The 26,517-nt window shown below is 67.9% G+C and carries 25 protein-coding genes; 15 read left to right on the top strand and 10 right to left on the bottom strand.

From position 1 onward, the window contains the following. Positions 1–23 precede the first annotated feature (23 nt). A complete protein-coding gene (locus GY812_14060) occupies positions 24–281 on the top strand; it encodes a DUF2277 domain-containing protein (GenBank protein ID MCP4436607.1) in 258 nt (85 codons plus the stop codon). Between the two features lie 42 nt (positions 282–323). On the opposite strand, the gene GY812_14055 is transcribed toward GY812_14060, so the two are convergent. Next, positions 324–1,094 carry a DUF1353 domain-containing protein gene (locus GY812_14055; protein ID MCP4436606.1) on the bottom strand — a complete coding sequence of 257 codons (771 nt, stop codon included), beginning with the start codon at positions 1,092–1,094 and terminating at the stop codon, positions 324–326. Between the two features lie 48 nt (positions 1,095–1,142). Further along, the gene (locus GY812_14050) at positions 1,143–2,408 is read right to left on the bottom strand and encodes an aspartate aminotransferase family protein (protein MCP4436605.1); all 1,266 of its coding nucleotides are present in this window, start codon (positions 2,406–2,408) and stop codon (positions 1,143–1,145) included. A 138-nt stretch (positions 2,409–2,546) separates the two neighbouring features. Here GY812_14050 and GY812_14045 point away from each other — a divergent pair, with 138 nt between their 5' ends. From GY812_14045 to GY812_14030, 4 genes are all read left to right on the top strand, one after another. Continuing rightward, entirely contained in the window at positions 2,547–3,344 is a 798-nt protein-coding gene (locus GY812_14045) for an ABC transporter ATP-binding protein (protein ID MCP4436604.1), read from the top strand. Continuing rightward, positions 3,341–4,126 (top strand): ABC transporter permease, encoded by a 786-nt coding sequence (locus GY812_14040; protein ID MCP4436603.1) that lies wholly within the window; start codon positions 3,341–3,343, stop codon positions 4,124–4,126. Before GY812_14045 ends, GY812_14040 begins: the two co-directional genes overlap by 4 nt. A 159-nt stretch (positions 4,127–4,285) precedes the next feature. Further along, positions 4,286–4,882 (top strand): DUF4352 domain-containing protein, encoded by a 597-nt coding sequence (locus GY812_14035; protein ID MCP4436602.1) that lies wholly within the window; start codon positions 4,286–4,288, stop codon positions 4,880–4,882. Positions 4,883–4,940: 58 nt separating this feature from the next. Next, a complete protein-coding gene (locus GY812_14030; GenBank protein ID MCP4436601.1) occupies positions 4,941–5,420 on the top strand; it encodes a hypothetical protein in 480 nt (159 codons plus the stop codon). Positions 5,421–5,426: 6 nt separating this feature from the next. Here GY812_14030 and GY812_14025 read toward each other — a convergent pair whose 3' ends face one another. After that, positions 5,427–5,747, bottom strand: coding sequence for a 4a-hydroxytetrahydrobiopterin dehydratase (locus tag GY812_14025; protein ID MCP4436600.1), 321 nt, complete (start codon positions 5,745–5,747; stop codon positions 5,427–5,429). Between the two features lie 55 nt (positions 5,748–5,802). Here GY812_14025 and GY812_14020 point away from each other — a divergent pair, with 55 nt between their 5' ends. Next, positions 5,803–7,305 carry a hypothetical protein gene (locus tag GY812_14020; GenBank protein MCP4436599.1) on the top strand — a complete coding sequence of 501 codons (1,503 nt, stop codon included), beginning with the start codon at positions 5,803–5,805 and terminating at the stop codon, positions 7,303–7,305. 7 nt (positions 7,306–7,312) lie between these two features. On the opposite strand, the gene GY812_14015 is transcribed toward GY812_14020, so the two are convergent. Then, a complete protein-coding gene (locus tag GY812_14015) occupies positions 7,313–8,398 on the bottom strand; it encodes an LLM class flavin-dependent oxidoreductase (GenBank protein MCP4436598.1) in 1,086 nt (361 codons plus the stop codon). Next, positions 8,395–9,330 (bottom strand): aldo/keto reductase, encoded by a 936-nt coding sequence (locus tag GY812_14010; protein MCP4436597.1) that lies wholly within the window; start codon positions 9,328–9,330, stop codon positions 8,395–8,397. Before GY812_14010 ends, GY812_14015 begins: the two co-directional genes overlap by 4 nt. 68 nt (positions 9,331–9,398) lie before the next feature. Here GY812_14010 and GY812_14005 point away from each other — a divergent pair, with 68 nt between their 5' ends. Continuing rightward, a complete protein-coding gene (locus GY812_14005) occupies positions 9,399–10,517 on the top strand; it encodes a Gfo/Idh/MocA family oxidoreductase (GenBank protein ID MCP4436596.1) in 1,119 nt (372 codons plus the stop codon). A 131-nt stretch (positions 10,518–10,648) separates the two neighbouring features. Here the strand turns inward: GY812_14005 and GY812_14000 are convergent, their stop codons facing one another. Next, positions 10,649–12,502, bottom strand: coding sequence for an NAD(P)/FAD-dependent oxidoreductase (locus tag GY812_14000; GenBank protein MCP4436595.1), 1,854 nt, complete (start codon positions 12,500–12,502; stop codon positions 10,649–10,651). 177 nt (positions 12,503–12,679) lie between these two features. Here GY812_14000 and GY812_13995 point away from each other — a divergent pair, with 177 nt between their 5' ends. Beyond that, positions 12,680–13,582, top strand: coding sequence for an alpha/beta hydrolase (locus GY812_13995; protein ID MCP4436594.1), 903 nt, complete (start codon positions 12,680–12,682; stop codon positions 13,580–13,582). Positions 13,583–13,597: 15 nt separating this feature from the next. On the opposite strand, the gene GY812_13990 is transcribed toward GY812_13995, so the two are convergent. Genes GY812_13990 through GY812_13980 form a run of 3 tightly spaced genes read right to left on the bottom strand, consistent with a single transcriptional unit; the run spans position 13,598 to position 17,573 of the window. Then, positions 13,598–14,488 carry an ATP-binding protein gene (locus tag GY812_13990; GenBank protein ID MCP4436593.1) on the bottom strand — a complete coding sequence of 297 codons (891 nt, stop codon included), beginning with the start codon at positions 14,486–14,488 and terminating at the stop codon, positions 13,598–13,600. 54 nt (positions 14,489–14,542) lie between these two features. After that, positions 14,543–15,691, bottom strand: a complete 1,149-nt coding sequence (locus tag GY812_13985; protein ID MCP4436592.1) for an acyl-CoA dehydrogenase — start codon at positions 15,689–15,691, stop codon at positions 14,543–14,545. 37 nt (positions 15,692–15,728) lie between these two features. Beyond that, positions 15,729–17,573: an AMP-binding protein gene (locus GY812_13980; GenBank protein MCP4436591.1), complete on the bottom strand. Its 1,845-nt coding sequence runs from the start codon at positions 17,571–17,573 to the stop codon at positions 15,729–15,731. 60 nt (positions 17,574–17,633) lie between these two features. Here GY812_13980 and GY812_13975 point away from each other — a divergent pair, with 60 nt between their 5' ends. The 7 genes from GY812_13975 to GY812_13945 all read left to right on the top strand — a co-directional run bounded on the left by GY812_13975 (position 17,634) and on the right by GY812_13945 (position 24,922). After that, positions 17,634–18,290, top strand: a complete 657-nt coding sequence (locus tag GY812_13975) for a TetR/AcrR family transcriptional regulator (protein ID MCP4436590.1) — start codon at positions 17,634–17,636, stop codon at positions 18,288–18,290. Between the two features lie 127 nt (positions 18,291–18,417). Next, on the top strand, positions 18,418–19,740 hold the full coding sequence (locus GY812_13970) for an ABC transporter substrate-binding protein (GenBank protein ID MCP4436589.1): 1,323 nt from the start codon (positions 18,418–18,420) through the stop codon (positions 19,738–19,740). Positions 19,741–19,752: 12 nt separating this feature from the next. Next, positions 19,753–21,801 (top strand): ABC transporter permease, encoded by a 2,049-nt coding sequence (locus tag GY812_13965; protein MCP4436588.1) that lies wholly within the window; start codon positions 19,753–19,755, stop codon positions 21,799–21,801. Further along, positions 21,798–22,592 carry an ABC transporter ATP-binding protein gene (locus tag GY812_13960; GenBank protein ID MCP4436587.1) on the top strand — a complete coding sequence of 265 codons (795 nt, stop codon included), beginning with the start codon at positions 21,798–21,800 and terminating at the stop codon, positions 22,590–22,592. The genes GY812_13965 and GY812_13960 overlap by 4 nt, the downstream gene beginning before the upstream one ends. Next, a complete protein-coding gene (locus GY812_13955; GenBank protein ID MCP4436586.1) occupies positions 22,589–23,392 on the top strand; it encodes an ABC transporter ATP-binding protein in 804 nt (267 codons plus the stop codon). The genes GY812_13960 and GY812_13955 overlap by 4 nt, the downstream gene beginning before the upstream one ends. Continuing rightward, the gene (locus tag GY812_13950; GenBank protein MCP4436585.1) at positions 23,389–24,444 is read left to right on the top strand and encodes an alcohol dehydrogenase catalytic domain-containing protein; all 1,056 of its coding nucleotides are present in this window, start codon (positions 23,389–23,391) and stop codon (positions 24,442–24,444) included. Before GY812_13955 ends, GY812_13950 begins: the two co-directional genes overlap by 4 nt. Before the next feature lie 28 nt (positions 24,445–24,472). Next, on the top strand, positions 24,473–24,922 hold the full coding sequence (locus GY812_13945) for a hypothetical protein (GenBank protein ID MCP4436584.1): 450 nt from the start codon (positions 24,473–24,475) through the stop codon (positions 24,920–24,922). A gap of 27 nt (positions 24,923–24,949) precedes the next feature. Here GY812_13945 and GY812_13940 read toward each other — a convergent pair whose 3' ends face one another. Beyond that, the gene (locus tag GY812_13940; protein MCP4436583.1) at positions 24,950–26,491 is read right to left on the bottom strand and encodes a carboxylesterase/lipase family protein; all 1,542 of its coding nucleotides are present in this window, start codon (positions 26,489–26,491) and stop codon (positions 24,950–24,952) included. Positions 26,492–26,517: the final 26 nt, after the last annotated feature.

Genomic DNA, 26,517 nt, shown 5'->3' with positions numbered 1-26,517 from the left:
CACACCGGCGTAACGTCGCCGCCATGTGCCGCAACATCACACCCCTTCGCGGTCTCGCACCGCCTGCGACCAGCGAGGAAGTCGAGGCCGCAGCCCTGCAGTACGTGCGCAAGGTGGGCTCGCTGTCATCGGTGTCAGCCGCCAACCAGGCCGCCGTCGACCGGGCGGTCGAGCGAATCGCCGAAGCCACCGTGGAACTCCTCGCCGAGTTGCCCGAGCGCCAGGCCCCACCGAAGACCGAGCCTCCGCTACGGCGAATCGCGGCGCGCGGGGCCGGCTAGGAACTCCAGCGCAAGGGCGCCGGCCCAGCGGCAGCGCCCGGCTCAGCGGTAGGGCGCAGGCTTGGGCCGCGCTCCGGTCCGCGGGCGAGCGGCCGGCAACACAACGAGCAGCTTCTCGGCAATCCAGTACGCGCCATATCCCAGGGCCGTGGCCAGCGCCGGGAGGCCGATCACCCAGGCCACGTAGCCCGCCAGCACGGCCGGCCCCCAACTCCGCAGACCCCACAGCAGGCCGCCGACCACCGGGGCGACGGCTGCCAGCGCCGCGACGAGCCACTCGCCGGACGCCACCGCCCACACGAGGCCCGCACTTCCGAGCACCGAGGCCAGGACCCACGCCAGGACGCCGACGCGCGCCGGAAGGGAGCGTTGCCAGCGTGTCGCGAGCACAACCGCAGAGTGCATGATCCGCCACCTCAGCAGTGGCACTCCGGTTGCTGCCATCGCCGCCAGGAACAGGTCGTCGGCCTCGGACCGGCGCTGCGATGCGGCAAGTCGCCCGGCGCCACCGTCCGAGTCAGCCGTGGCGTCGTGCACCAGCTTGTCATGCACCACTGCGGCGGGGGTGTGGCGGCCGTTGACCGGCACGAACCAGGCCATGAACAGCGGGATCGATGCCAGGTCGGTGATCAGGGTGCGGTCCGGCACATGCACCCGGGTGTCCCCATCGTCGTAGGTGACAATCTCATCGAGTGTGAAGCTGTCGTCGCGCACCTGCTCGAACACGAACTTCGCCGGGTCGTTGCCGTGGGCGTCGAAAAAGGGGGCGGTTGGGCCGCCGAAGGACCAGTCCGATGACGTGTTGGTGGCCATGACTCCCCGATCTGGTGCGCTGTGCGGCAACCAGCCGGGAAACCGGGCTCAGTTGCCGACCACCCCACCGTAGGTGTGCTCGGCCCCTGACGCGGACCCTTGGTCGAGAACCGAAGCCGCCAGGTCTGCGCCGAATTGGTCGACCACCTGGTCGTGGCCCGGCGACAGCATCACGTGGAGCCCGCCCTGTTGGCGGTCAATGGCCCAACCCCGCTCGTCCATTCGGTCTCCCACCGCCTCGATGTCGACGTCGACCGGGGCGTCGGGGTCGGCCTGGAACTGGAACACGGACATGTCCGGTGCCGGATGTGCGCGCACACCGTCGACGGCGTCGACCGCGGCGAGGAATCCGCTCGTGGCCGCCTGCACCCGCGCTCCGAGGCGCATGTAGCCATCGTGGCCGAGGTGGGTGATGGTGGCCCACGCGGCGGCAATGGGTCCGCCGGGGCGGGTACCTGCAGCGGATGCCGATGCGTAGAGGCCACCGGGCCAGTCGTCATACATGAAGACCTGGCGCTTGTAGAGGTCCCGGTCGCGGTAGTTGATCGTGGACACGCCCTTGAAGCAATAGCCGTACTTGTGGATGTCGGCCGACAGCGACGTGACACCCTCGACACGGAAGTCCCAGGGGGGCACGTCCTCGCCCAGCGCCTCCCAGAACGGCAGCAACCAGCCACCCAGGCAGGCATCCACATGACAGAGGGTGCCGTGGCTGGCGGCCAACGCCGCTATGTCCTGCACCGGGTCGATCACGCCGTAGGGGTAGCACGGCGCCGACACAACCACGAGTGCGGTCCGCTCGCCCATGGCCGCTGCGAACGCGTCGGGGTCGGCTCGCCCGTCCTCGGAGACCGGCGTGCGCACCTGGCGGACGTCGAGGTACTTGCATGCCTTGGCAAATGCCGGGTGTGCGGTTTCGGCGCACAGCAGCTCCGGCTCCATGATCCCCTTGGCCCTGGCCTCGTCGCGGGCTGTCTGCACCGCGAGGAAGATCGACTCGGTCCCGCCCGAGCTGAGCGACCCCGCGCCGGCGCCGAACAGCGAGGTGGCGATGTCGACTACCTCACCCTCCATCCGCAACAGCGTGCGGTAGCGGAAGGGGTTGAGCGCGTTCTCGTGCAGGAACATCTGCGACACCTCGTGCTGCAGTCGTTCGAGATCGGCGTCGTCGCTGTTGTAGACGAGGCTGAAGGCGCGCCCGCCTCTCCAGTCGAGATCGTGGTTGCGCTCCTCGAGCAGGTCCTGGATCAGTTCGTCGGTCGGCTTGCCGTGCTGTGGGAGACCTCGTCGTTCGCCCTGTCCTGAGTCGCCCATTGTTCCCCCTGGTCGGAATCGTGGATGTGTTGCCAGACGAAGCGAGGGTAACCCCCTCGGGCCGACACGATCCCGCGGAGAACGGCCGCGCGGCCTAAACGGGATGACGTTGCGGGTCGTAGCGGTGACAATGTCCGGATGCCACCGCCCTCGCCCGGTCCCGGGCGCGACCAGGCCAGCACGCCCCCCGCCCACGCGGAGACGGTGCTGCGCGCATCGGGACTCCACAAGAGCTTCGACGGCAAGCCCGCGGTCGACGGCGTGAGCATCGAGATCCAACGCGGCGAACGCATCGGAATCGTGGGACCCAACGGCGCCGGCAAGACCACGACGCTGCTGATACTGCTGGGCGCCATCGAGCCCGACAGCGGGAGCATCGAGATCGTCGGCGAGAAGCTGCCCGAGGGCAGGGCCGACGCTATGGCGCACGTGGGCTTCGCTGCCGGCTACATCCCCCTGCCCACGAAGCTCACGGTCATCGAGACCCTGGAGTTGTTCGGCACGCTCTACGGCCTTGCCGACGCGCGAGCCGCGGCGGAGGTCGTGCTCGGTGAACTGGGCATCTCGCACCTCGCCGGCCAGCGCACGGACTCGCTGTCCTCGGGGCAGGGCACACTCGTCGGATTCGCCAAGGCCGTCATCCACCAACCCCGGCTCATCGTGCTCGACGAGCCGACCGCTTCACTCGACCCTGACGTGGCGATGCGTGTGCGGGACCGGCTCGAAGCCATGAACGCGGAGCATCACTCGACCCTCCTTCTGACCAGCCACGACATGCGCGAAGTGGAACGGCTGACTACGCGGGTGGTCTTCCTGCGCGAGGGGCAGGTGTTTGCCGAGGGTCCCGCCGAGAAGGTCGTTGCCGACGCGGGCTACCCCGACCTCGAGACGATGTTCCTCGCCGAAGCGGCCCGACTGCGGGGGGAGGCAGTGTGAGCACCCGCGCACGCTCACGGGTCTGGGCGATGTCCAGGCGCAACCTGCTGGTTCAGAGCAGGGATCCAGGCCACTGGTTCCTGTTGCTGATCCTGCCGCTGGTGGACGGCTTGCTGTTCGGGTCGATCGGCGTTGCGTTCGGCGAAGGCGAAGCCCCGGTGAGGTTGCTGGTCACCGGGATCATGATGTTCCACCTCATCTGGCAGCTCACGCTGGCGGGTTCGTTCGGGCTGCTCGAGGAGGTGTGGTCACGCAACCTGCTGAACCTCATGACCACGCCCCTCACCGAGCGGGAGTTCCTCGGCGGCATCGGTGTCGTCGGGCTCATACGCACCGCAATCTCGGTCACGGTGATCGCGCTCGTGGGCCTGGTCTTCTACGCGGTCGCCCCCGACTCCGCGGGCTGGGTGTTGATCCCGAGCGCTGCACTGCTGCTGCTCTTCGGGTGGGCGATTGCGTTGTTCGTGATCGGGCTCACGCTTCAGTACGGAGATTCCGCTGAGGTCTTCTCTTGGGGCACGCTCGTGCTGCTACTGCCGCTGTCGGGAGTCTTCTACCCGGTCGAGTCGCTTCCGCCGGTACTGCAGCCAATAGCGGAGGTGATCCCGCTTACCTCGATCTTCCAGTCCGTGCAGTATGGACTCGAGACCGGTTCGATCGCCTGGGGCGAACTCGGATGGGCGGCTCTCGGCACTGCCATCGCGCTCGCGCTCGGCGTTGTCTTCCTCGACTGGCAGATGCGTCGGTTCCGTCGGCTCGGCTGGATCACGAAGTTCACCTGAGCAGACGGTCCATCCCCATCGCGCACTGCGTGAGCGGAACGCCACCCACAACCCACCTGCACCCGTACGTGCAACGCTCCCGTTGATTCACTCACGAACTAGGTACGTTTCGCGGCTCATCCCGAACGGGAGGCCACTGATGCAACAACAGGAGATGAAATGAAGACCTGGATCAAGTCGGCAACGGCGGCCGCGGCACTGCTTCTCGCTGCATTCGTCACCCTGGCCGAGGCCGACTCAAGCGGTGATGATTCGTCCTCCGGTGACTCCTCCAGCAGCGAGGCGTCATCCGAGTCGGGTGGGAGTTCTGACGCACCTGCCTCTTCGACCGACTCACCCATTCCGATCGGAACAAACGTGGAGGTGGCAAAGGGCTGGAACCTCACTGTCAACTCCGCTGAACTCGATGCAAACGCCGCGATGGCCGCTGCCAATCAGTTCAACACTCCGGCGGATGGATCCCAGTACGTGATGGTCAATATGTCCATCACCAACAACTCCGACGCCCCGGCGGAACCGATGTTCGAGATGAAGCTCTCGCTTCTGCCCCCTTCGGGAGTGGGCATCGACCCGGCATTCGTGGCGGAGGTCCCCGAAGAGATCGACCAGCTGGCGCAGCTGCAGCCGGGTGCGACCATGACCGGCAACATGGTGTTCGAGGTGCCGGTTGACCAAATCCCCGGAAGTGTTCTCCTGGGTCAGTCCCAGTTCACCCTCGACGAGGTCAAGGACCAGAAGTTCTTTGCACTCCAGTAGCACAGCGGCGCGGCCCGCGGGCCTGACCACGCGTACAAAGGAGTCGTCCTCCGGACGCGTGCCCGGCGATGTGCTGCTGCATCCGCTCGTGGTGATCGCCCTGCTCACGGTCGCAGCGAACGACCTCTATCTGAAGGTCGAGCACCCCGGGTTCTTCAGCGGAAAACTGTCGGACTTCGGGGCGCTTCTGTACTTCCCGCTCTTCGCGGTGGCCGTGGTGGAAGCCGGGCGCTGGGCCCTGCGTCGCCGGCCCTGGCAGTTGACCGAGCGGTCGGTTGGGATCGCTGTGGCGGCCGTCGGCGTGGTCTTCACGCTCATCAAGGTCTCGAGGCCTTTCGCTGACCTCTGGCGCAGCTACGTCGGCTACGTCGTGTGGCCAGGGCGTGCGGCGATCAGCATCGCCGCCGGAGATGGCTGGCCGGCGGTCGCGCAGGTTGGCGTCATCGAGGACCCCACGGACCTGGTCGCTCTTCCGGCGCTGGCAGTTGCCGCGTTGATTGGCCGGCGAGTCCTGGGCAAGCTCCCAGAACGTAGGTGACAGCTGTCAGTCCGCGCCGAGTTGGTGGGCGGCCGCGTTCATGGCTTCGCCCAGCTCGAGGTCGAGCGCCGTTATGCCCCCGGAGTCGTGGGTGGTGAGTTCGATCCACACCTTGTTGTAGACGTTGCGCCACTCAGGATGGTGGTTGAGCTGCTCCGCCACCGGCTCCACCTTCGCCATGAACTTCATGGCCTCTCCGAAGTCCTCGAAGATGAACGTGCGAAGCAGCCGGTCACCGCCGGTACCCACCGCCCAGGGGTGGTGCTCGGCGGCCCAGGTCCGCACATCATCTGCGGAGAGAACTTCACGCTTGTCCGAATCGCTCATGGTTTGATCATCGCGCATGACGGCTGAAGCCGGTCGTCACCGTATTGTCACCCGGATGAACTCCCAGACCACCGGGAACCCCCCTGAGCCGCTCGACCGCACAGCCGGCACACCGGCCGGCGATCGCCGGCGCACGCGACGGGCCGTGCTCGCCGGCGTCGGTGAAGCCCGGAACCATCCTGGCGACGGCGACCCGCTCACTGACGCCACCGCGCTCGCGGCGCGCGCGGTCGCGGCCGCAGCGGTCGATGCCGGCTCCGCCGGGATCCTCGATTCGGTGGGCATCGTCGCGATGCCCGTCGGCTCCGACGACGCGCCGGATCCTGCAGGCGCGCTCACCGAGGCGCTCGGCCTCGACAACACCGCGACCATGGTCGCGGCCATCGGCGTACCCCAGCAGCGGCTGGTCAGCAATGCCATCCTCGCCGTTGAGACGGGCGCAGCCGATGCGGTGCTGGTGGTCGGCAGCGAGGCAAAGGCGAGCGCCCTCGCCGCCAAGCGAGCCGGACAGGTACCTCCCGGCGTGTCCAACGGTCCCGGTGCCACGTTTCCCCTGGCGCCGAGCGGCGAGTTCATGGCCGATGCCGAGGTGGCCGCCATGCTCTGGGACCCGGTCGTGCAATACGCCATGATCGACTCCGCGCTGGCCCGCCACGAAGGCGACTCCCCGACCCAGCTCAGCACCGATGTGTCGGAGTTGTGGGCGCGTTTCGATTCGGTCGCGGCGTCGAATCCCGAAGCCTGCTTCAGCGGGCCGCCGCACACGGCGGAGTCACTGGCGACCTCGAGCGACGACAACCGCCTGCTCGCGTTCCCGTACAACAAGTGGCACTCCACCCAGTGGGCCCTTGATCACGCCGCCGCCCTGCTCGTATCCACCGAGGAGGTGGCCCGGGCCAACGGCGCTGACCGCGACCACCTGCTTCACCCGCATGTCGCGCTCGACTCCTCGTTCGGCCTCACGCTGTCGCGCCGGGCCGAGCCGCACCGTTGGCCCGCCATCGGCGTCATGGGCGATGCAGCGGCCGAGCATCTCGGCCACCCGGTGTCAGAGATCGACCTGGTCGAGCTCTACTCCTGCTTCCCGGCTTCGGTCAGGCTCCAGCAGCGAGAGCTCGGCTTCCCGCTCGACGGCACGCCGACGCTCCTTGGTGGCATGCCGTTTGCCGGCGGACCGTTCAACCACTTCACCTACATGGCGACAGCGGAGGTCGCCCGCAGGCTTCGTGCGGGGCACGGTGCCCAGGGACTCGTCACCACGGTGTCGGGCCTGCTGACCAAGGCCGGACTGACCGTCTGGGGCCGCGATCCGGTCCCCGGCGGCGCAATGGTGGCCGACCTGGCGGCCGACGTGCAGCAGGCGACCGGCACCAGGGACGTGGCTTCGTTCGACGAGTCTGTCGACCTGGATTCGGCAGGCGACGTGCTCGCCGCCACCATCACCGGCGGGTTCGACCCCAAGCTGTTCGCGCTCACCGAGGACCGCGACCGCGTCCGCCGACTGGTTGCGGAGCCGGTGCCCGACGGCGACCCTGCGGCCACGCTCGCCGACCTGTGAGCCCTGATCAGCGCGTCCCGCGCAGTGCGGGCAGTACGTGCTCTGCGAAGAGGTCACATTCGCGGCGGTGCGGGTAGCCCGACAGGATGAACGCGTCGATGCCGAGGTCCATGTAGGTCCGCAGTTTCGCCAGCACCTGGTCGGGATCGCCGACCAGAGCGGCTCCGCAACCCGAGCGGGCGCGGGAGATGCCGGTCCAGAGGTTGTCCTCCACGAATCCGTCGCCGCCGGCGCTGTCGCGCAACTCGGCCTGCCTGGACACGCCCGCCGACGCGGTGTCCAGGGACCTGCGGCGGATCCGCTCTCCCTCGTCAGCGTCGAGTTGCGACAGGAGTCCCGCGGCAGCCTCGCGGGCCTCGGATTCGGTCTCGCGCACCACGACATGGACCCGGTAGCCGAAACGCAGGGTGCGTCCATGTTCGCCGGCGCGCCTGCGCATGTCCGACAGGGTGGCCTCGACGACGTCGATCGTGTCCGGCCACATCAGGTAGGTGTCGGCCGCACGGGCTGCGACGTCGCGGGCGGGCTCGGACAGCCCGCCGAAGTACAGCGGTGGTGCTGCGGGCAGGCCTGCGGCACGCCGGGCGGCCGCGCGGTCGGATGCGATCCGCGGCGCCTCGAGCTCCAGGTCGTAGAAGTCGCCATGGTGCTCCAGGGGTTGCCCCTCGAGCAGGGTTCGCAGGATGGTCATGACCTCGAGCGTGCGGGCGTAGCGAGGCTCGCTGTCCAGTTCATCGCCGGGCAGGTTCGAGCTGATGATGTTGACTGTCAGCCGACCGGCGAGCATCTCGTCGAGTCCGGCCAGCTGTCGTGCTAGCTGGGGCGGCCACATCTCGCCGCACCGCACGGCCAACAGCAAGCGGATCCGGTCGGTCAGCGCAGCGATTCCCCCGGCGAACGGGACCCCGTCGATGCCGAGCGCAAAGCCCGAGGGCAACAACACGTTGTCATAGCCGGCGGACTCTGCCGCGGTGACGATGTCGCGGCAGTGGTCCCAGGACGAACGCAGCTCCGCGTCGGGAACGCCCAGGAACTCGTAGTCGTCGTCGCACAGCGCCGAGAACCAGGCGACCTCGGGGGCGTCGGTGCTCATGGCATCGGCTCGCCGCGCCCGGCGACGAGGATCTCGTACCACTCGTCGCGGGACAGGATCACCTCGACGGCACGGGCGCATTCCCTGATGCGCTCCGGGCGTTGGGTGCCCACGATCGGAACGCATCCTGCGGGATGCCGCATCACCCATGCCAGCACGACGGCGGTGCGGGTCACACCCTGTTCTGACGCGATCCGGTCACAAATCCGGGCCACCGCTTCAGCACGTTCGTCGTTGGTCGGCGGCAAGCCGAGTCGCCCGCCGCCGAGTGGGCTCCATGCGAGTGGCACGACGCCGTGCTGCATCGCGTGGTCGAGCGTGCCATCCATCAGCGGTGCCAGCTCGAGCGGCGAGAACTCCGGCTGGGTCGACACGAGCGGCACCTCCAGATACGAGGTGAGCGCACGCGTCTGGGCCACGCTGTAGTTCGAGACTCCGACCGCACGGACCTTGCCGGCTGCCACCAGCTCCCCCAGCACCGCAGCAAGCGACTCCGGGTGCACGAGCAGGTCGGGCCGGTGGACCTGGAACAGGTCGATCCGGTCGACCTGGAGGCGCCTCAGCGACTCATCCACCGAGGCGCGCAGGTACGTCGGTGAGGAGTCATACGGCACCGGCGGGAAGATGCCACCCTTGGTTGCGAGTGTGATCTGGTCCCGCAATCCCGGGGACTCGGCCAGCACCCGACCCAGCAGCGACTCGGCTGCACCGAACCCACTGCTCTCGTCAGCCGCAGGCACGTCGCCGGTGTAGCCGTAGATCGCTGCGGTATCGATGAGTGTCATGCCGCACTCGATGGCGGTGTTGACCTTCACAGAGGCCTCGCTCGTACTCGTACCACCGAAGCGCCAGCACCCGTACGCGATCGGGCCGAAGGGGAGCAACCCACCAGGGCCATCGGACTGGGGGGCGTGCGATTCGGGGACTGCCACGGCGGTCACCGTACCGGTTGCGGAGCACAAGGCGCCCCAGGTGCAGTGCCCGCTGTAGGTTCCACGCGATGAACGATCCGATCCGCTATGGGGTCATCGGCACCGGGATGATGGGTGCGGAGCACATCCTCGACCTCGGCCACATCGAGGGCGCGGAAGTGGTCGCCCTCGCAGACCCCGTTCCTGACTCCATCGAGTTCGGACTCGGCTGCGTGGAGGCAGGCCCACAGGGCGAGAACGCACGCTCGCAGGTACGCGTGTACGACCACCACGATGCACTCCTCGCGGACCCCGAGGTGGACGTGGTCGTGATCACATCCCCCAACCACACCCATGGGTCAATCGCGGGGGCAGCTCTGGCCACGGACAAGCACGTACTCATCGAGAAGCCGCTGTGCACGACGGTTGACGACGCAAAGGCGATCGTGGAGGCAGCCTCAGGGCGCGACGCGATCACATGGATGGGCCTCCAGTACCGCTTCATGCCGACGCCGGCAGTGATGCTCGAGCAGTTGGCCACCGGGGTTTGCGGCACCACTCGGATGGTGTCCATCCGCGAGCACCGCTTCCCGTTCCTCGACAAGGTCGGCAACTGGAACCGCTTCAACCGAAACACCGGCGGCACGCTCGTGGAGAAGTGCTGCCACTTCTTCGACCTGATGAACCTCGTGGCCGACTCCCGGCCCGTTCGGGTGATGGCAAGCGGCGCCCAGGACGTCAACCACCTCAACGAGTCGTACGAGGGCGAGGTACCCGACATCATCGACAACGCGTTCGTGATCGTCGAATACGCCAACGGGGTGCGCGGGTCACTCGACTTGTGCATGTTCGCCGAGGGTGGGCGATTCGAGCAGGAACTCTCGATCACCGGCGATGCCGCGAAGCTCGAGGCGACTGTTCCGGGCGACGTCGTCTGGGTGGGCGAGCGCGCGAAGTCGCCTTTCGGGTCCGCACACGGAGAGCCGCCGCGTGAGGTGCCGGCTCCGATGGACCCACGAGTGCCGTACCCGGAGTTCCACCAGGGTGCGAGCTACATGGAGCACGTCGCCCTGGAACAGGCGATCCGCAAGGGCGGACCCGCGGACGTGACAGTCACCGAGGGCATGTGGGCCGTGGCCACCGGGGCCGCAGCGCACCTTTCGATCGACGAACGCCGCCCCGTCGAACTCGCGGAGTTCGGACTCTGACTGCCGACGACTCGAAGGTCGGCTCGTCAGCCACACCCCGCCGGTTCCGTTCCTACCCACATCGCTTCCCCCGAGTTGAGCGCCTGGGCCCGGCGCACCAATCCGCCCGGACACCCCGCGGGCCGCGCGGCTCAGCTGAGCACGTAGTGCGCCGGGTCCGGCTCGCGCGTCCAGTTCCAGAAGTCCACCAGCCGCCACGGCGACAGGATGTAGATGTCGCCGGCCTCGTTGCGGTACCACGAGTGCTTCACGCTCGGGTGTGACCACACCATGTGGCTCATCTCCTCCTGGAGCCGGGCGTTGTACTCGTCGTGCGCCTCTGGGGTCACTTCGATCGCGCCCGCTTCCGGGTCCGAGAGCAGGAGCTTCAGGCAGCCCATGATGTAGCGCATCTCGCACTCGGAGTGGAAGATCAGGCTGCCTCCGCTGGCGAGGTTCGTTCCCGGGCCGTAGATGCAGAACAGGTTCGGGAAGTTGGGCACCGAAACGCCATAGAGCGCGGTCGGCTCCTCCCCCCACTGTTCGGAGAGCACGGCGCCGCCGCGGCCCTCGATCCGCATCGGCCACAGGTACTTGTTGGCCGCGAAGCCGGTGGCGTACACGATCACGTCCACCTCGTGACGCTCTTCGTTGCCCTCTCCGTCGACCGTCACGACGGCGTCGTGTTCGATGCGGGCGATCGAGTCCGTGACGAGGTCCACGTCGTCGCGCCGCAGGGCACCGATCCACGAACCGTTGTCCTGCAGTGTGCGCGTGCCCAGGCAGACGTAGTCGGGCACGACCTTCGCCGCGAGCTCTTCGTCGTCGCCACACTGCGAGCGGATCCACATCGAGAAGAACTCTCTGGCACCGTCATTGGCTTCGCTGATTGCCCTGTCCTGGTGGGGGTAGTCGGGGTCGATGCGCATTGCGATCATGCCGCCGTCACATGCGGGCCAGAAGATGAGGAACCTGAACCAGCGTCCGTACCAGGGCAGGTGTTCGAGCGCCCACCTGACTCCGGGCCCGACCTTCTCGTGGTAGTTCGGGTTCTCGAACATCCACGGCGCGCTGCGCTGGAACACACTCAGGTGACCGACCCGCTCGGCGATTGAGGGCACGAGCTGGAACGCGCTCGCGCCCGTACCGATGACTGCGACCCGCTTGTCGTCGATATCGACGTCGTGGCGCCACTGGGCGCTGTGCATCCACTCGCCACCGAACGAGTCGACTCCCTCGATGTCAGGCAGCTTGGGGCGGTTGAGTTGACCGACCGCGCTGATCACCGCATCGGCCACGAGCTGCTCGGCACCCTCGGGCCCGGTCAGATCCACCGTCCATTTGCCTTCGTCCTCGTTGAACGTCGCCGCGGTGACCTCGGTGTCGAAGCGGATGTGCCGCAGCACGTCATGGCGGCGCGCCGTGTCCTCGAAGTACCGCTGGAGTTCAGGCTGCTGTGAGAAGAACTCGCTCCAGTGCTCCGAGGGCTCAAAGGAGTAGCAGTAGAAGTGGTTGCCCACGTCCACGCGGCATCCGGGGTACTGGTTCTCGTACCAGGTGCCTCCGACTGCCGGGTTCTTCTCGACGACGGTGTAGGAGATCCCGGCTTCAGCCAGCTGGATTCCGGCAAGGATGCCGGACATCCCGGCGCCGATGACCACGACGTGAAATGAGCGGCGGGAGTCGGCATCGACTCCGGACAGGTCGACCTCGCGCGCGTCATGCCCGTCGAGCTCGAGCTCCTCCAGCAGGAGGGGCACGTACTCGGAAGGGACCTCTTCGCCGACCAGCGTGTTCATCATCTCGTGCAGCAGCTCGGGGCCGGGCTGCTCAGGCAACGGGCAGCCGGCGTCACGCCATTCGGCGATGGCAGTGCAGGCGGCGTCGCGTACGCGCTGTTGGGACTCGGGGTCCATGAATCCCTGGACCTCGTTGAGGTAGTTGCCGGCTGGCACGTCCTCGCCCCGGATCCACGCGGGATCGCCGGTGATATGGACCATCGACATGATCAGCGCCGGGATGCTGACGTCCTCGAGCGCGGCGGCGATTGCCGCATCGTCGTCGCCAATGACCTTGCCTGCGTATCGGCTTCGTTCTGACACTGCTTCGCCCCCGGAATGTTCGAGCTGGATCACCGATAGTGTGATTCAGCTCGAACATAACGGCTCGACAGGAGGGACAACGTGTCGCAACACCCGGGTGTGAAGCTCTTGAGGGAGATGCTCGCCGATTCGGGCCTGACCGGCGGCACCATCCTGGAACGGCGTGCCGCAATGGATGCCTCGGCCGCGAACTCCCCTGCGCCCGAGGGCACCACGGTGACGACCGGTGAGCTGGGTGGACGACCGACCGAGTGGGTTGCACCCGTCGGCCTCGGCGATGACGCACCCACCGTGCTGCATCTCCACGGCGGCGGGTACTGCATGGGTGGCCATGACACCCACCGCGGCTTCGCAGGCCGGCTCGCCATCGCAGCCCAGGCCCGCGTCGCGGTCCCCGACTACCGCCTGGCGCCGGAGCATCCCTTTCCCGCAGCCCTGGATGACGCGCTCGCAGCGACCTCTGAGTTGCTGTCAATGCGGCCCGGTCCGGAGCACACTGCGCTGACGGGCGACTCAGCGGGTGGAGGCCTTGCTGTGGCCACGTTGATGGCGCTGCGTGATGCCGGAGGGCCCGTGCCGGCGGCGGCCGCCCTGATCTCCCCGTGGGCGGACCTGACCCAGAGCGCCGACAGCCACGACCGGCTCGACGGGCTCGACCCACTCCTCGTGAGGGAAGACCTCGACCAGATGGCGGATGCCTACCTGGCGGGCTGTGATCCGCGCGACCCACGGGTCTCACCGGTCTTCGCCGACGACCTCGCGGGACTGCCACCACTGTGCATCGAGGTCGGCGACCAGGAGGTGCTGTTGGACGATTCAACGGCACTCGCGGCTCTGGCCCGGCGCAGCCGGATCGACGTGTCGCTGACCGTCTGGCCCGAGCTCACACACGACTTCCAGATCTTCCCGCCCGAGGTCGTGCCGGAGTCAGATGCCAGCATCGAGGCGATGGCCCGGTTCATCTGGAAGCACATCGGCGACTGACACGCGGCAGGCCCCTCAGTTGCCGAATCGCGAAGTCCAGGTCCCCCAGCGGCGACGGTTGTAGTCGAGCAGTTCATCGATTCGCAGCCGCCGGGTGCCGTTGCCGGCCCGAACCCAGAACTCGGGTTCCCGCTGGCCCTCGCCCTTTTGTTTGGCAGGAGTGAGGAACACCGGGTCGGGTGACGGGACGACGTCCACACGACACACCAGGCGTGTGGGGTCGCTGCCCGCAACGCCGGCGGTCTGTGGCGCGTCGCCTTCACCGGACCCGACCTCGTCGAATCGCACACGCACTCCGGACGCCGCAGGGACACCGAGCGTGGCGGAGAGCAGGTCCCGCAGGAACAGCTGGTAGCTGTCGATGTCAGGCGTCTTCATCAGCTCCATGTCTGCGTCGAGGCCGAGGGGAACCCCGTGGTCATCGACGCCCACGACCAGGGTGCCGCCACGGCCATTGAGAAAGCCGCAGACCGTCTTGGCGATCGCGCCCTCGATCTTCGGGTCACGTTCCATGGAGTGCAGGTTCCGGCGCGCGGTCGACTTGAATTCGACCACCCCCGACTCGCCCAGCCGCAGCAGTTCCACCGTGGGCGTCGTGTGCACGGCCACCGCGGGCCGCATCCGCGACTCGACCATCGTGGCCGCGAGCAGCAGGACGATCGTGAGGGCCAGCGCAAGGACCATCGCCGGCCACGTCGGATCCCTGCCGAGGAAGCTGGCAAGGCCGAACGACACTGATCCGGCGAGGGCCCCCAGCAGCGCCGAGGTGGGCCAGCTGATGGACCGCACCCGGGGCACCAGCACCCGGGCAAGGGCCGCGATCACGAATCCGACTGTGATCGCCAGAACCACGTCGACGGCGACGTGGTTCGTCAAGTCGTCCTGGGCGAGGATGGCGGCCGGCACGGCGCGCGACCATACCCGGCCCGCGGCCCACACCATCAGGTAGCGGACCCACCGTCAGCGCGGCAGTCCGAGTATCCGCTCACCGATGATGGTGCGCTGGATCTCAGAGGTTCCCCCCGCGATCGGTGCCGCCCTGGACCACAGCCACTGGCGCTGCCACTCTCCCCACAGCGACGAGTCGTCACCGAGAACCTCCAGCGCCGCTGCAGAGAGGTTCTGGGTCATGTCGGTCCACGTGAGCTTGATCCAGCTGGACTCCGGGCCGGGCTCGGCCCCCTTCGAGAGCGCGGTCAGCGTGCGCCAGTTGTGCAGTCGCAACAGGGACAGCTCAACGCGGGCATCGACCAGTCGGTCGGTCACCTCGGGGGCGTCCAGGAGGCCATTGGCATCTGCTTCGGCCAGCAGACGTGACAGGAACACCTCGTGGACAACCTGCTCCTTGAAAGGGAAGTTGGTGCCGCGCTCATGCGCCAGGGTGGTGTTCGCCACCGCCCAGCCATCGTTGAGCCCACCCACGAGGCTGGCGGCGGGAACCCACACCTCGTCGAGGAACACCTCGTTGAACTCCGACTCGCCGGTGATCTGGCGCAGTGGCCGGATCTCCACGCCCGGCGCATCCATGTCCACAACCAGGTACGAGATTCCCCGGTGCTTGGGCGCCTCCGCGTCCGTCCTCGCGAGACAGATGCCCCAACGCGAGAAGGTCGCATAGCTGGTCCACACCTTCTGGCCCGAAAGCAGCCACCCCGGATTGCCCTCGGAGTCGGTTGCGGGCTCGGCACGCGTGCGCAGCGACGCCAGGTCGGAGCCGGCATCCGGTTCGGAGAACAGCTGGCACCAGATCTCCGACGCGTCGAGGATGCTCGGCAGCCAGCGCTGCTTCTGCTCCTCGGTGCCGTGCGCCAGGAGCGTGGGGCCCGCGAGATTGATCCCCACCCGGTTCACGGGCTGCGGTGCTCCGGCACGGGCGTACTCCATATTGAACAGGGCAACCTGCACAGGCGACGCACCGCGGCCGCCGTAGGCCTCGGGCCAATAGATCCCGACCCAATGGTCCGCGGCCATCCGCGCCTGCCAGTCGCGACCCCAGCTGATTTCCTCCTCGAGGTCCGAAAAGGCAGGGACATCACCGAGGTTGGCGGCCAACCACTCGCGCGCGGTCGCAGCGAAGGCCTTCTCGTCGTCGCTGAAGCTCAGGTCCACCGGTGCCCCGGGGAGTGTCGGCTGGGGGCAGCGGGCATCACAGGTCCCAGAACCGCTCTCGCCCGGCATCGATGAGCGCTTCCGCGATGGCGGCGACGCGCTGCTCCGACAGTGGCGAGAAGACGGCTTCGCCCCGCTCGCGCACGAACAACGGGTCGTCGTCGCACCGGTCGGGACGGTACTTCTGGTGCACGAGCGTTCGCTTCACCACCTTGTTGGTGCCTGTGTTCGGCAGCTCGGCAGCGACCCGCAGGTAGCGCGGCCTCCACTTCGGAGGCAGGTCCGGCTGAGCGTCCAGCCAGTCAGCGAACGCGGCCGGGTCGAGTCGGCAACCCTCGCGCATCACCAGCGCCGCCATCACCTGGTCGCCGGCATCGGCGTCGGGCACCCCGTATGCAGCAGCGGCCACGACGTCCGGGTGGGCCAGGAGCGCCTCATCGATGGGCCCGGCCGGGAAGTTCTCACCGTCCACCCGGATCCAGTCGGCGGTGCGACCCGCGAAGAACAGGTAGCGGTCGGCATCCAGGTAGCCGAGGTCGCCGGACCAGTACCAACCGTTGCGGAGGGCCGAGGACGTCGCCTCCGGGTTGTTGTAGTAGCCCTCGAACGGTCCGGCACCTGCGGTGTTGACGATCTCACCCACGCACCTGTCGGCATTCGAGAGGTGCCCGTCGCGGTCGTACTCGGCTGGTGGACAGGGCACGCCATCCTCATCCACCACCAACACGGTGTCACCCGCCACCCCCATGGCACCACGGCGCTGTGGCGCGTCGCGACTGACCGCTATTGCGCCCTCGGTAGACCCGAATGCATCGATGATCCTGATGTCGAAGCGCCGGGCGAATTCCTCCAGTACCCGCGGCGACCCCTCGTTGCCGAACGCCACCCGCAGAGTGTTGTCGGTGTCGTCGGGCTTCTCGGGTGTCGCGAGCAGGTAGCTGAGCGGCTTGCCCGTGTAGTTGAACCACGTGGCTCCGTAGCGCCTCACGTCTGCCAACCAACCGGAGGCGGAGAACCGCCGGGCCAGGGCCACGGACGCGCCCGCGACCAGCGATGGCGCCCAGCCGACCATCAGGGCGTTGGAGTGAAACAGAGGCATGCAGACGTACCCGACGTCGTCGGCACCGAGCTCCAGCATCATCCGCATGCGGTTGCCGGTGACCAGCAGTCTCCGCTGCGAACAGATCACGGCCTTGGGGTCAGAGGAGGTGCCGGAGGTGAACACGAGCGCCCATCTGGTGTCGGCACCGGGCCGCAGACCCGGGTCGGTGGCCGGGTGTGCTGCCAGCGCTTCACCCAGGTCCGCTGCGCCCGCTGTGACCGACACGCCCGGTTCGGGTGACGGCCCCTCGTCGTAGGTCGTGCTCACCAGCACGGGAGGCACCGGGTCTGCTTCGTCGCGGGTTGCCACGGCCCCGGCCAACCGCGACGCGTGCCGCGTCTCGGTGACGAGCAGGTCGACATCGGTATGGGTCAGGTCCCTCCACAGCTGAGACCCCGAGCGTGTGTGGTTCAGGCCCACGACGGTTGCACCGGCGAGGGCGGCCCCACCCAGCAGGAACAGGTACTCCGGTGTGTTATCCAGCAGCACGCCGACATGGACCGGGCGCTCCGCCTCGGGAACTTCATGCACACCGCGCTCGATCCTCGGTGTTGCGGCCAGCAGGGATGCCACCCGGCAGCACTGCTCGAAGTACTCGGCATGTGTCCAGCGCAGGTCCCCGAAACGGATCGCTGCCCGCGAGGACAGCTGGGGGTCAGCAGCGTTGCGCCGGAGCAGATCCGCCGCATCATCGGCAGGCATGGGGGCGCGGCCGGGTGGAGGCGCAGAGGCGGAACCACCCTGCTGCGCGTCGGCCTGTCCTGCACTCGTGGTCGCCACGGCGCGCATCCTAACTGACACCAGCGTCAGCCGACCCGGGCAGCTAGCCTCGGGCCAGCCATGGCCACCAGCACCAGCGGCACCGCCGCACGGACGAAATCCGGCGGATCCGGCGACGACGCGCAGGGCGAGCCGCGGCGCGCACGCGGCCGTGCCACGCGGGCCCGGTTGATGGCTGCAGGAGTCAGGTCGTTCTCCAAGCGGGGATTCCACGCCACGCGGGTCGACGACATCGTGAAGCGGGCAAAGACCTCGCACGGCACCTTCTACCTGTACTTCTCCTCCAAGGAGGAGCTGTTCGACGAGTTGGTGGCAGAGGTCGCCGAGGAGTTCCACCAACTCACGGACGGCCTGCCTACGATCCGCGACGATGCCGAGGGCAGGGCCGCGCTGGAGGCCTGGCTCGTGTCGTTCGTGGAGCTGTACCGCGGGTACGGGCCGCTTATCCGGTCCTGGACAGATGCAGAGGCACCGAGTGATGCAGATGGCCCCGGAGTACCCGACCTGCTCGGCCGGATCGCAAGCGAGCTGTCGACCAAGGTGAAGGTCCGCAAGAGCCGAAAGCTCGACCCGGAGGTCGCGTCGCTGGTCGTGGTCGCCATGGTCGAACGCGTCAACTACTTCCTGGCCACCGACCAGCTCCGTGACGACAGCGAGCGACTGGTGCAGGTGCTCGCCTCGATCGCTCTCGATGCCTACTTCGGTCCCGGACACTGACGACACCCGGAAGGGGCACAGCCTTTCCTCCACCCGGCCGCCGAACTGACGCTAGTGTCAGTTAGGCAATCGGGGGCGGACGGGTGCGCAGGCTCCTGCGCACCCGTCCGGTCAATACGGGGGAAAGATGAGAGCTCGCTGGATCGTGACCCTGGCAGCCACCACATTGCTGGCAGCCGCATGCGGCAACTCCGAGGGCAGCGGCGCCGGCAATGGCACGACATCGGGCAACTCCGGGTCGACGACCGATTCCGGCACCGGGAACGTCGCGGTGAACGCACCCGGAGTCAGCGACGAGGAGATCCGCGTGACCGGCATCGTGTCGGCCACCAATCCGCTCGGCGCCAACTACGCGAGCGCGGCCGACGGCGTCAACGCCTACTTCGCGATGGTCAACGACGCCGGCGGAGTGCACGGCCGACAGCTCGTGCTGGCCGACGTTCGCGACGACAAGGTCGCGAACAACACCGCGGAGGCCAAGGGGGTGGTGGACTCCGACGAGGCCTTCGCGGTGATCCCGGTGGCCACCTTGCTCTTCACGGGCGCCGACACCCTCGTCGAGGCCGGGATCCCCACCTTCGGCTGGACCATCAACCCTGAGTGGCAGGGCACGCAGGACGACCAGAAGCTCAATCTGTTCGGCCAGGCGGGGTCATTCCTGTGCCTCGGCTGCGCCCAGCCGTACCCGCCCTACATCGCGGAGCGGGCCGACCGCAGCAAGGTCGGGCTCCTCGCCTACAACGTGCCCCAGTCGTCAACCTGCCTCGACGGATGGGGCAAGTCGATCGAGAAGTGGGGCGCCCCGGCGGGCGCCGAAGTGGTGTTCAGCGACGCCTCGTTGGCGTATGGCACCACCGACCTGTCGGTGCAGGTGCAGAAGATGGCCGAAGCCGGCGTCGACATGGTGGCGACGTGCATGGACAACAACGCCATCGTCACGCTCGCCAAGGAGATGAAGAAGCAGGGCCTCGACGCGATCCAGCTGCTGCCCAACGCCTACAACCAGGAGTTCTTCGAGGAGTTCGGCGACCTGTTCGAGGGGTCATACGTGATCATCGGCTTCTCGCCCCTGGAGGCTCCGGATGACCTTCGCCCCGAAGGCCTCGACCTCTATGAGGAGTGGATCGACTCGACGGGGGGCGAGCGAACGGAGAACTCGATGGTGGGCTGGCTCAACGCCGCCGCCTTCGTCGAGGGGCTACGCGAGGCAGGGCCCGAATTCACTCGCCAGAAGGTCATCGACGCCATCAACTCACTCGAGGACCAGAACGCCGAGGGGATGCTGCCGGGCACGAACTGGGCGGAGTACGGCCACTGGCAACGCAACCCGATCAACTGCTCCACCTACCTCGAGATCGTCGACGGCAAGATGACGCCCACGGAACAGGATTCGATCTTCACCTGTTTCGACGTCAGCGGTGACGAGCTCGAGCAGGTCGACACCCAGTAGGCGGTCGCGGCAGTGGAGATCCTCGAGTACGCACTCAGGGGCATCCCGACCGGCTGCGTGTTCGCCCTCCTCGCGGTTGGGCTCGTTCTCACCTACAAGACCTCTGGAGTATTCAATCTGGCCTACGGCGCGCAGGCATTTGCCAGCGCAGCCTGCTTCTTCGTGGTACGAGGAGAGCACGAGTGGCCCTTGTGGGCTGCTGCACTGCTGTCGATAGTGATCGTGGGGCCCGCGATCGGGCTGCTGCTGGAACGGACCCTGTTCCGCTACCTGCGCGGCTCCGGGGCCATGGCGAAGCTGGTCACCTCGCTGGGCCTTCTCATCGCAATACCCGAGATCGTGCGACTCCTCATCGGCCAGGACGCCAAGCAGAACCCGCCACCGTTGTGGTGGGTGCGGCGTACCGACGAGTGGCTCTGGCCCGAGGGCGCGAGGTTCGTGCTCGATGCCGGGCAGGTGGCCACGATCGCGTCGACGATCGTCGTGGTGATCGGGCTCGTCTTGTTGTTCTCCCGTACCGACCTCGGTTTGCGGATGCGGGCCGTGGTGGAGAGCGCCCGCATGGCTGAACTGCACGGCGTCAACTCAGAGCGGGTGTCGATGGCCTCCTGGGCGCTTTCGTCGCTGCTCGCGGGGCTCGCCGGAGTGCTCGTGGCGCCCTTGTTCGCCTCGCTCAATCCGATCGACCTGTTCACGCTGCTGGTCGCCGCACTGGCGGCCACGGTCGTTGGTGGACTGACGAGCATCCCGCTCACGTTTGCCGGCGGCATCGGCCTCGGCGTGCTCCAGGCGGTGCTGGCCGGCACCCTGCCCACCGACAGTGTGCTCGCCTCGGGCCTCCGCCCGGCCCTCCCCTTCGTCGTGCTGTTCGCACTGCTGGTGTTCCGCCCGGGCCTCCGCAACCGTGAGTCAACGGATCCACTCGCCTCGGTCGACCCACCCCCACCGGCACCGGTTTCGCAGACCCGTCCCGAGTGGATGACCATCGGCACCCGCGGTCTCGGTGTGGCGATCATCGCCGTGGGGCTCTGGGTGTCGTTGTTCGTGCTCGACGCGTTCTGGCTCGGGCTCGTGATCAGCGGGGTCGTGCTCAGCGTGATCATGCTGTCGATCACCGTGACCACCGGGCTCGGCGGGATGTTGTCCCTGTCTCCGGCGGCGTTTGCCGCAATCGGGGCGTTCGCCTGCGCGCAGATCGTCGCCGCCACCGGCATGTCCGTCGTGGTCGGGATGCTCCTGGGGGCGCTGGTTGCAGCAGTGGTGGGCGCCGTGCTCGCGGTGCCGATCGTGCGCCTCGACGCGGTCTACCTGGCTCTCGCAACCCTGGCATTCGCCCTCATGTTCGAGGCGGTGCTGGTGCCGCTCGGGTGGGTGAGCGGCGGCGCGGTGCCGCTCACCGTGCCGCGACCCCTGATCGGCCCCGTCGACATGGCCGACGATCGCTGGTTCCTGGTATTCGCCGCGGTGTGCCTGGCCATCGTGGGCATCGGTGTGATCCGCTTGCGGGAGGGCACGACCGGTCGGTACCTGCAGGCCCTTCACATGAGCCCGACCGCAGCCGCTTCGATCGGCATCTCTGCCACCCGCTCGAGGGTCGTCGCGTTCTCGGTGGCTGCAGGGGTTGCCGGATTCGGCGGTGGCCTCATGGCCACCTACTTGGAACAGGCCAACTTCCAGGCCAGCTTCGGCTACCTGTTCGGCCTCGTCTGGGTGGCCCTGGTCGTGTCGGCCGGTTCGCGCAGCGTGCAGGCGGCAGTGATGGCCGGGCTGTTCTTCTTCCTCGTGCCGGCCCTGCTCGAGAAGCTCTTCTCGTGGCCCGGCAATCTGGCCGACTCCAACCCGGACCTGCCCGAGCCGCTCGCCACGGCGCTCGGCTGGGTGTCGCCAAGCTGGGCGGTCCCGGTTGCGTTCATCCTGTTCGGCTTCGGCGCCATCACCTATGCGCGCCATCCAGAGGGAAGTATCGAGGCACAGACCGCCAAGGCGGTCAACGCGATCGTCAGGAGAGTGGGCAAGGACCGCGGCGACGGGCCGGCCCTTGAGCGGGAGGCGACCACATGAGCAGCCCTGACGGATCCAGCGCCGTGCCGGGCCGGGCGTTGCTCGAGGTGTCCGGCATCCAGAAGCGGTTCGCCGGGATCGTGGCGCTCAACGACGTGGACCTGCGCGTCGAGGCCGGCGAGTTCAGCGCCGTGATCGGGCCCAACGGTGCAGGGAAGTCAACGCTGTTCAACTGTCTGACCGGTGTGCTCACCCCCGACGCCGGCACGGTCACCTTCGACGGCACGACGTTGCAGGGGCAGTCCGCTTCCTCCCGGGCGAGGATGGGTATCGGGCGCACCTTCCAGCGAATCGAGCTGTTCGGGGGGATGACGGTGCTCGACCACCTCGTGGTGGCGGAACGCGCCCGGCACCTACGAGGAGCGCTGCTGTCGGACCTGTTCCGCTCGTCGCGGCCGACTACGGCGGAGATGGAGCGGGCGCACGATGTCATGGGCGTCCTCGGCATAGAGGACCTGGCCGACTCCCCCGCCGAGTCGCTGCCCCTCGGGCGGGCGCGCCTCGTCGAACTCGCGCGGGCACTGATGACCGAACCCAAGCTGCTCTTCCTCGACGAGCCCTCCTCCGGGCTCGACCGTGGCGAGACCGCCGACATGGCAGCCGTACTGAGGGCCGTGTGTGACGACTCCGGCACCGCAGTGGTCTTGATCGAGCACGACGTGGCGATGGTGGCCGAACTGGCTGAGACGGTCTGGGTGCTCGACTACGGCCAACTCATTGCCTCCGGCCCCACCGAGACCGTGTTTGCCGATGACAAGGTCCGCGCCGCCTACCTGGGTGTGTCCACATGACACCCCGACCCGATGGCACCGCCGATGGCCCGGCCGTGGCCACCTCGCCCGCCCCGGCCTTGCGCCTCGACGGAGTAGACGCCGGCTATGGCGCGTTCCGGGCACTGTTCGACCTGTCACTCGAGGTCGACGCCGGCTCTGCCGTGGCCCTCGTGGGAGCCAACGGCGCCGGCAAGTCCACGGTGGCGAGGGTGGCCACCGGACTCGTCGAGCCCACCGCGGGCAGGGTGCTCGTCGATGGCGACGACTTCACGGGCGCCCCGGTGCACCGGTTCGCGAGGGCGGGGATCGCGACAGCACCTGAAGGCCGCGGAGTGTTCGCCACGCTCAGCGTGCAGGACAACCTGCGCGTGGCCTTTCGCAACTCACCGGGCGTTTCGGACGCCGAGGCGGCACTCGGCGAGGCGCTCGACATGTTCCCCCGGCTGAAGGACCGAAGCAACCAGTTGGCCGGCACCCTGTCAGGTGGCGAACAGCGAATGCTCACGCTCGCACGGGTGCTCGTGGTGCACCCGCGGCTCCTGGTCGCCGACGAGTTGTCATTGGGACTTGCACCACTGGTCACCGCTGAGGTTTACAGGACCCTGGAGCGAGTCCGCGAGACCGGATGCGCCCTTCTCGTGGTCGAACAGCACCTCGACCACGCCCTCCAACTCGCCGACGAGGTCGTGGTGATCCAGAAGGGCGAGGTCACGTTCCGCGGCACGCCGTCGGAGGCCCGTTCACTCGACGGTGAGATCTTGCTGCCGGCGGGCAACCCGTCGGCCGGTGCCTCCGACGACGATGGGGATGCACCGTGAGCGATCCGGCGTCGGTGCGCGCGGTCGCCTCGGCGGTATACCGATCCCGCGGAGTGGTCGAGGTCGAGGACCGGCCGATCCGCGCTCCGGCGCCCGGCGAAGTGCTCGTGGAGGTCGACTACTGCGGTGTGTGCGGCTCGGACCTGCACCTGATCGTGGAGGGATGGGGCACCCCTGGTGACGTGCTCGGCCACGAGTGGAGCGGCAGGGTGGTCGAGCTCGGCGACGGCGTCGAGCAGTTCACGGTGGGCCAGCCGGTGCTGTCGGCCGACGACCCGAAGTGCGGCAGTTGCGAAGCCTGCCTCGCCGGCAAGCCGGCGCAGTGCGAGAACCAGGATCCGATGACCGGAGAGTTCGACGGCGCGTTCGCAACACATGTGTTGTCGGCGGCTGACGGACTGATGGCCGTCCCGGACGGCCTCGACATGCGCACTGCCGCGCTGGCCGAACCGCTTGCGGTGTCGCTGCACGCGATCACCCGCGCGGAACTGGAGCCGTCGTCGGATGTGCTCGTGCAGGGGGCGGGCCCGATCGGGATTCTCGCCGCAGCGGCGCTTGCACATGACGGCCACGGAGTGCGGGTGAGTGAGCCCGCGGAATCGCGCGCCGAGCTGGCACGCAGTGTCGGACTGGAGGTCGTGCATCCCGACAAGCTCGGCACCTTCGACATGTCGCAGGTGGACACCGTCGCCGATCCTGCCTACCACGCCGTGATCGACACGTCGGGCAAGGCCCAAGCCGTCGAGGTCGGCTTCCAGCAGCTCCGCCGCGGCGGCACGCTGGTGATGGTGGGAACCGGCCTGCAGCGACCGTCGTTCGACCCCAACCGGATGATCGTGATGGAACTGGGCGTGCGCGGCTGCTTCGTCTACGACAAGCACGGGTTCGACAAGGCTGTGGACCTGCTGTCCGATCCAGCCTTTCCCGCGCCGCAGCTGGTCGACCCGGTCGAGTACGGCCTCGACGGCGTTGCGGAGGCGGCCGCGAAGCTGGCCGCCGGCGAGCACGCGGGCAAGGTAATGATCAGACCCGGCAGGGCGACACAGCCATGATCGGACCGGCCTTGGGAAGGAAGCAGACATGACACGCACGTCCGAGTTGTTCCCGGCCGGCATCCCGAGGCTCAACCACGTGGCGATGTCGGTGCCCGCCGAGCTGCTGCACGGATCGGACCGCGCGGAGCTGCTCGGGTTCTACTCGGACTGCTTCGGGTGGGAGGAGCTGGCCGACCAGGGCGAGGAGGGCAAGATCGCAGTCATGACCGTCGGGCACTGGGACCAGTTCGTGTTCCTGCACGCGCACGACACGCCCATGACCACTGTGCGCCTCGACCACTTCGGGGTGTCTGTGCGGTCCAAGAGTGACTTCGATGCCTGCTGGGAGCGGGTTCGCGCTCGGGCGGACCAGGACGACCGGGTCGATGTGATCGAGCCCGACTCCGACGACTTCGAGGTGCTGGACCTTCACGCCTTCTACGTGCGCTTCAGACTCCCGCTGATGGTGGAGGTGCAGTTCTGGGACTTCCGCTAACGCGGCTGCAGGCGCCGGACGCTGCTCTCAGCGGGCCCAGAACTCCCGGGTAGCCGACTGTGGGTCGTCCACGAGCGTGACCTCGTTGTCGAGGACCAGAACGGGCCTGGAACCGCCACTGCGCGATGGCCACCCGACCCCGTCGAGCTCTGGCGAGCCGGTTCGTGCGAAGGCGACCCATGCGGCGTGGACGCCACGGGACAGTGCCACGGGCGCCTCCGCACCCACCAGCACATGCAGGCGGTGGTCTTCGACCATGTCGAACACGAAGGGGATCTCGATGGCGTGCGCCGCGCCCAGCAAGCCCCCCAGCGCAGGACTGCGCCAGTCGAAGCGGTACTGCCACACATCGCTGTGGGCAGCGTGGGCTTCAGCCATCTGGGTGGCAGGGATGCGAAACACCACGTCGGTGAGCGCAGCCGACTCGAGGTCGGCGGGGCTGGCGCCGGGATGCTCGGACTCGTAGACGGCCAGTGCCTCGTCGGGCGAAGGCGTGAGCATCTTGAGGCGTTCGCGGAGGTCGTCAGTGCTCTGCGAGCCCGGCGCCATCATTGCGAACAGCTTCCACTCCTCGAGGTTGCTGCCGATCAACAGCGGGACCCGGGGTACCTCGCCTGCGGCCACCTTCGCGATCGCGTCGGTGGGCACGGCTGCACCATCTGCCACCGGGCGGAACGCCAGGAAGGCGAGCGGGCTACCGAAGCGCCGTATCACCTCTTCGGGCTCCGCCATCCGTGCAGCCGACATGGCAGCGTGGGCGGCCAGCAACTGCTCGATCGGCAGGTCGCGGAGCGCATCGACCGAGTCGACTGCCGCGTGTGCCATGAACTCCTCGGTATCGGCCGCCGCCTGGGCGGGAGCCTTGGCAGTTGCAAGGGCGCCCGACTGCGAGATCACTTTCGAGAACAGGCCTTCGGCCTCGGGCATCGCGAGCAACAGCGACACGCTCATCGCTCCTGCCGACTCGCCGAAGATCGTGACGTTGCCCGGGTCGCCTCCGAACGAGGAGATGTTGTCGCGCACCCAACGCAAAGCTGCGACCTGATCGAGCAGACCGACGTTGCCCGAGCCGGCCAGCTCAGGGTCGAGGTGACCCAGTTCGAGGAAGCCCAAGCTGCCGAGGCGGTAGTTGATGCTCACGTACACCACGCCGTCACGGGCGAACGACTCGCCGTGGTACAGCGGGGATGACCCCGACCCCATCTCGAATCCGCCGCCGTGGATCCACACCATCACAGGTAGATCGGCGTCGCCTTCGGGCTTCGGCGACCATACGTTGAGATGCAGGCAGTCCTCGTCCCACTGCTCTGCCTCACCCCCGAAGAGGGCGTCCATCATCGAGGGGTTCTGTGGGCAGATGGGGGCGAAGTGCAGGGCGTTGCGCACCCCGTCCCACTTGGCGGCCGGCTCCGGCGGGCGGAAGCGGCGTTGCCCGGTGGGCGGAGCAGCGAATGGGATCCCGGCGAAGCGGGCCACGCCGGACCCCCATCGTCCGAGCAGGTCGCCACACGGGGCCTCGATCACCACCTCGGTGTCATCCGCGATGTCTGCTGCAGCGTTGTCGGTCATCTCGACTCTCTTGGTCTCGTTGGTGT

The organism is Actinomycetes bacterium (genome assembly GCA_024222295.1).
Lineage (GTDB): Bacteria > Actinomycetota > Acidimicrobiia > Acidimicrobiales > Microtrichaceae > JAAEPF01.
The sequence above is the reverse complement of the archived record's forward strand: the minus strand, read 5'-3'. Positions and strand labels throughout refer to the sequence as shown.

What these genes read in the sequence shown, in the direction of transcription:
- GY812_14060 (MCP4436607.1), top strand. Translation starts at nt 24, where the DNA reads ATGTGCCGCAACATCACACCCCTTCGCGGTCTCGCACCGCCTGCGACC.
- GY812_14055 (MCP4436606.1), bottom strand. Translation starts at nt 1,094, where the DNA reads ATGGCCACCAACACGTCATCGGACTGGTCCTTCGGCGGCCCAACCGCC.
- GY812_14050 (MCP4436605.1), bottom strand. Translation starts at nt 2,408, where the DNA reads ATGGGCGACTCAGGACAGGGCGAACGACGAGGTCTCCCACAGCACGGC.
- GY812_14045 (MCP4436604.1), top strand. Translation starts at nt 2,547, where the DNA reads ATGCCACCGCCCTCGCCCGGTCCCGGGCGCGACCAGGCCAGCACGCCC.
- GY812_14035 (MCP4436602.1), top strand. Translation starts at nt 4,286, where the DNA reads ATGAAGACCTGGATCAAGTCGGCAACGGCGGCCGCGGCACTGCTTCTC.
- GY812_14025 (MCP4436600.1), bottom strand. Translation starts at nt 5,747, where the DNA reads ATGAGCGATTCGGACAAGCGTGAAGTTCTCTCCGCAGATGATGTGCGG.
- GY812_14020 (MCP4436599.1), top strand. Translation starts at nt 5,803, where the DNA reads ATGAACTCCCAGACCACCGGGAACCCCCCTGAGCCGCTCGACCGCACA.
- GY812_14015 (MCP4436598.1), bottom strand. Translation starts at nt 8,398, where the DNA reads ATGAGCACCGACGCCCCCGAGGTCGCCTGGTTCTCGGCGCTGTGCGAC.
- GY812_14005 (MCP4436596.1), top strand. Translation starts at nt 9,399, where the DNA reads ATGAACGATCCGATCCGCTATGGGGTCATCGGCACCGGGATGATGGGT.
- GY812_14000 (MCP4436595.1), bottom strand. Translation starts at nt 12,502, where the DNA reads ATGTCGATGGTCCATATCACCGGCGATCCCGCGTGGATCCGGGGCGAG.
- GY812_13975 (MCP4436590.1), top strand. Translation starts at nt 17,634, where the DNA reads ATGGCCACCAGCACCAGCGGCACCGCCGCACGGACGAAATCCGGCGGA.
- GY812_13970 (MCP4436589.1), top strand. Translation starts at nt 18,418, where the DNA reads ATGAGAGCTCGCTGGATCGTGACCCTGGCAGCCACCACATTGCTGGCA.
- GY812_13960 (MCP4436587.1), top strand. Translation starts at nt 21,798, where the DNA reads ATGAGCAGCCCTGACGGATCCAGCGCCGTGCCGGGCCGGGCGTTGCTC.
- GY812_13955 (MCP4436586.1), top strand. Translation starts at nt 22,589, where the DNA reads ATGACACCCCGACCCGATGGCACCGCCGATGGCCCGGCCGTGGCCACC.
- GY812_13945 (MCP4436584.1), top strand. Translation starts at nt 24,473, where the DNA reads ATGACACGCACGTCCGAGTTGTTCCCGGCCGGCATCCCGAGGCTCAAC.
- GY812_13940 (MCP4436583.1), bottom strand. Translation starts at nt 26,491, where the DNA reads ATGACCGACAACGCTGCAGCAGACATCGCGGATGACACCGAGGTGGTG.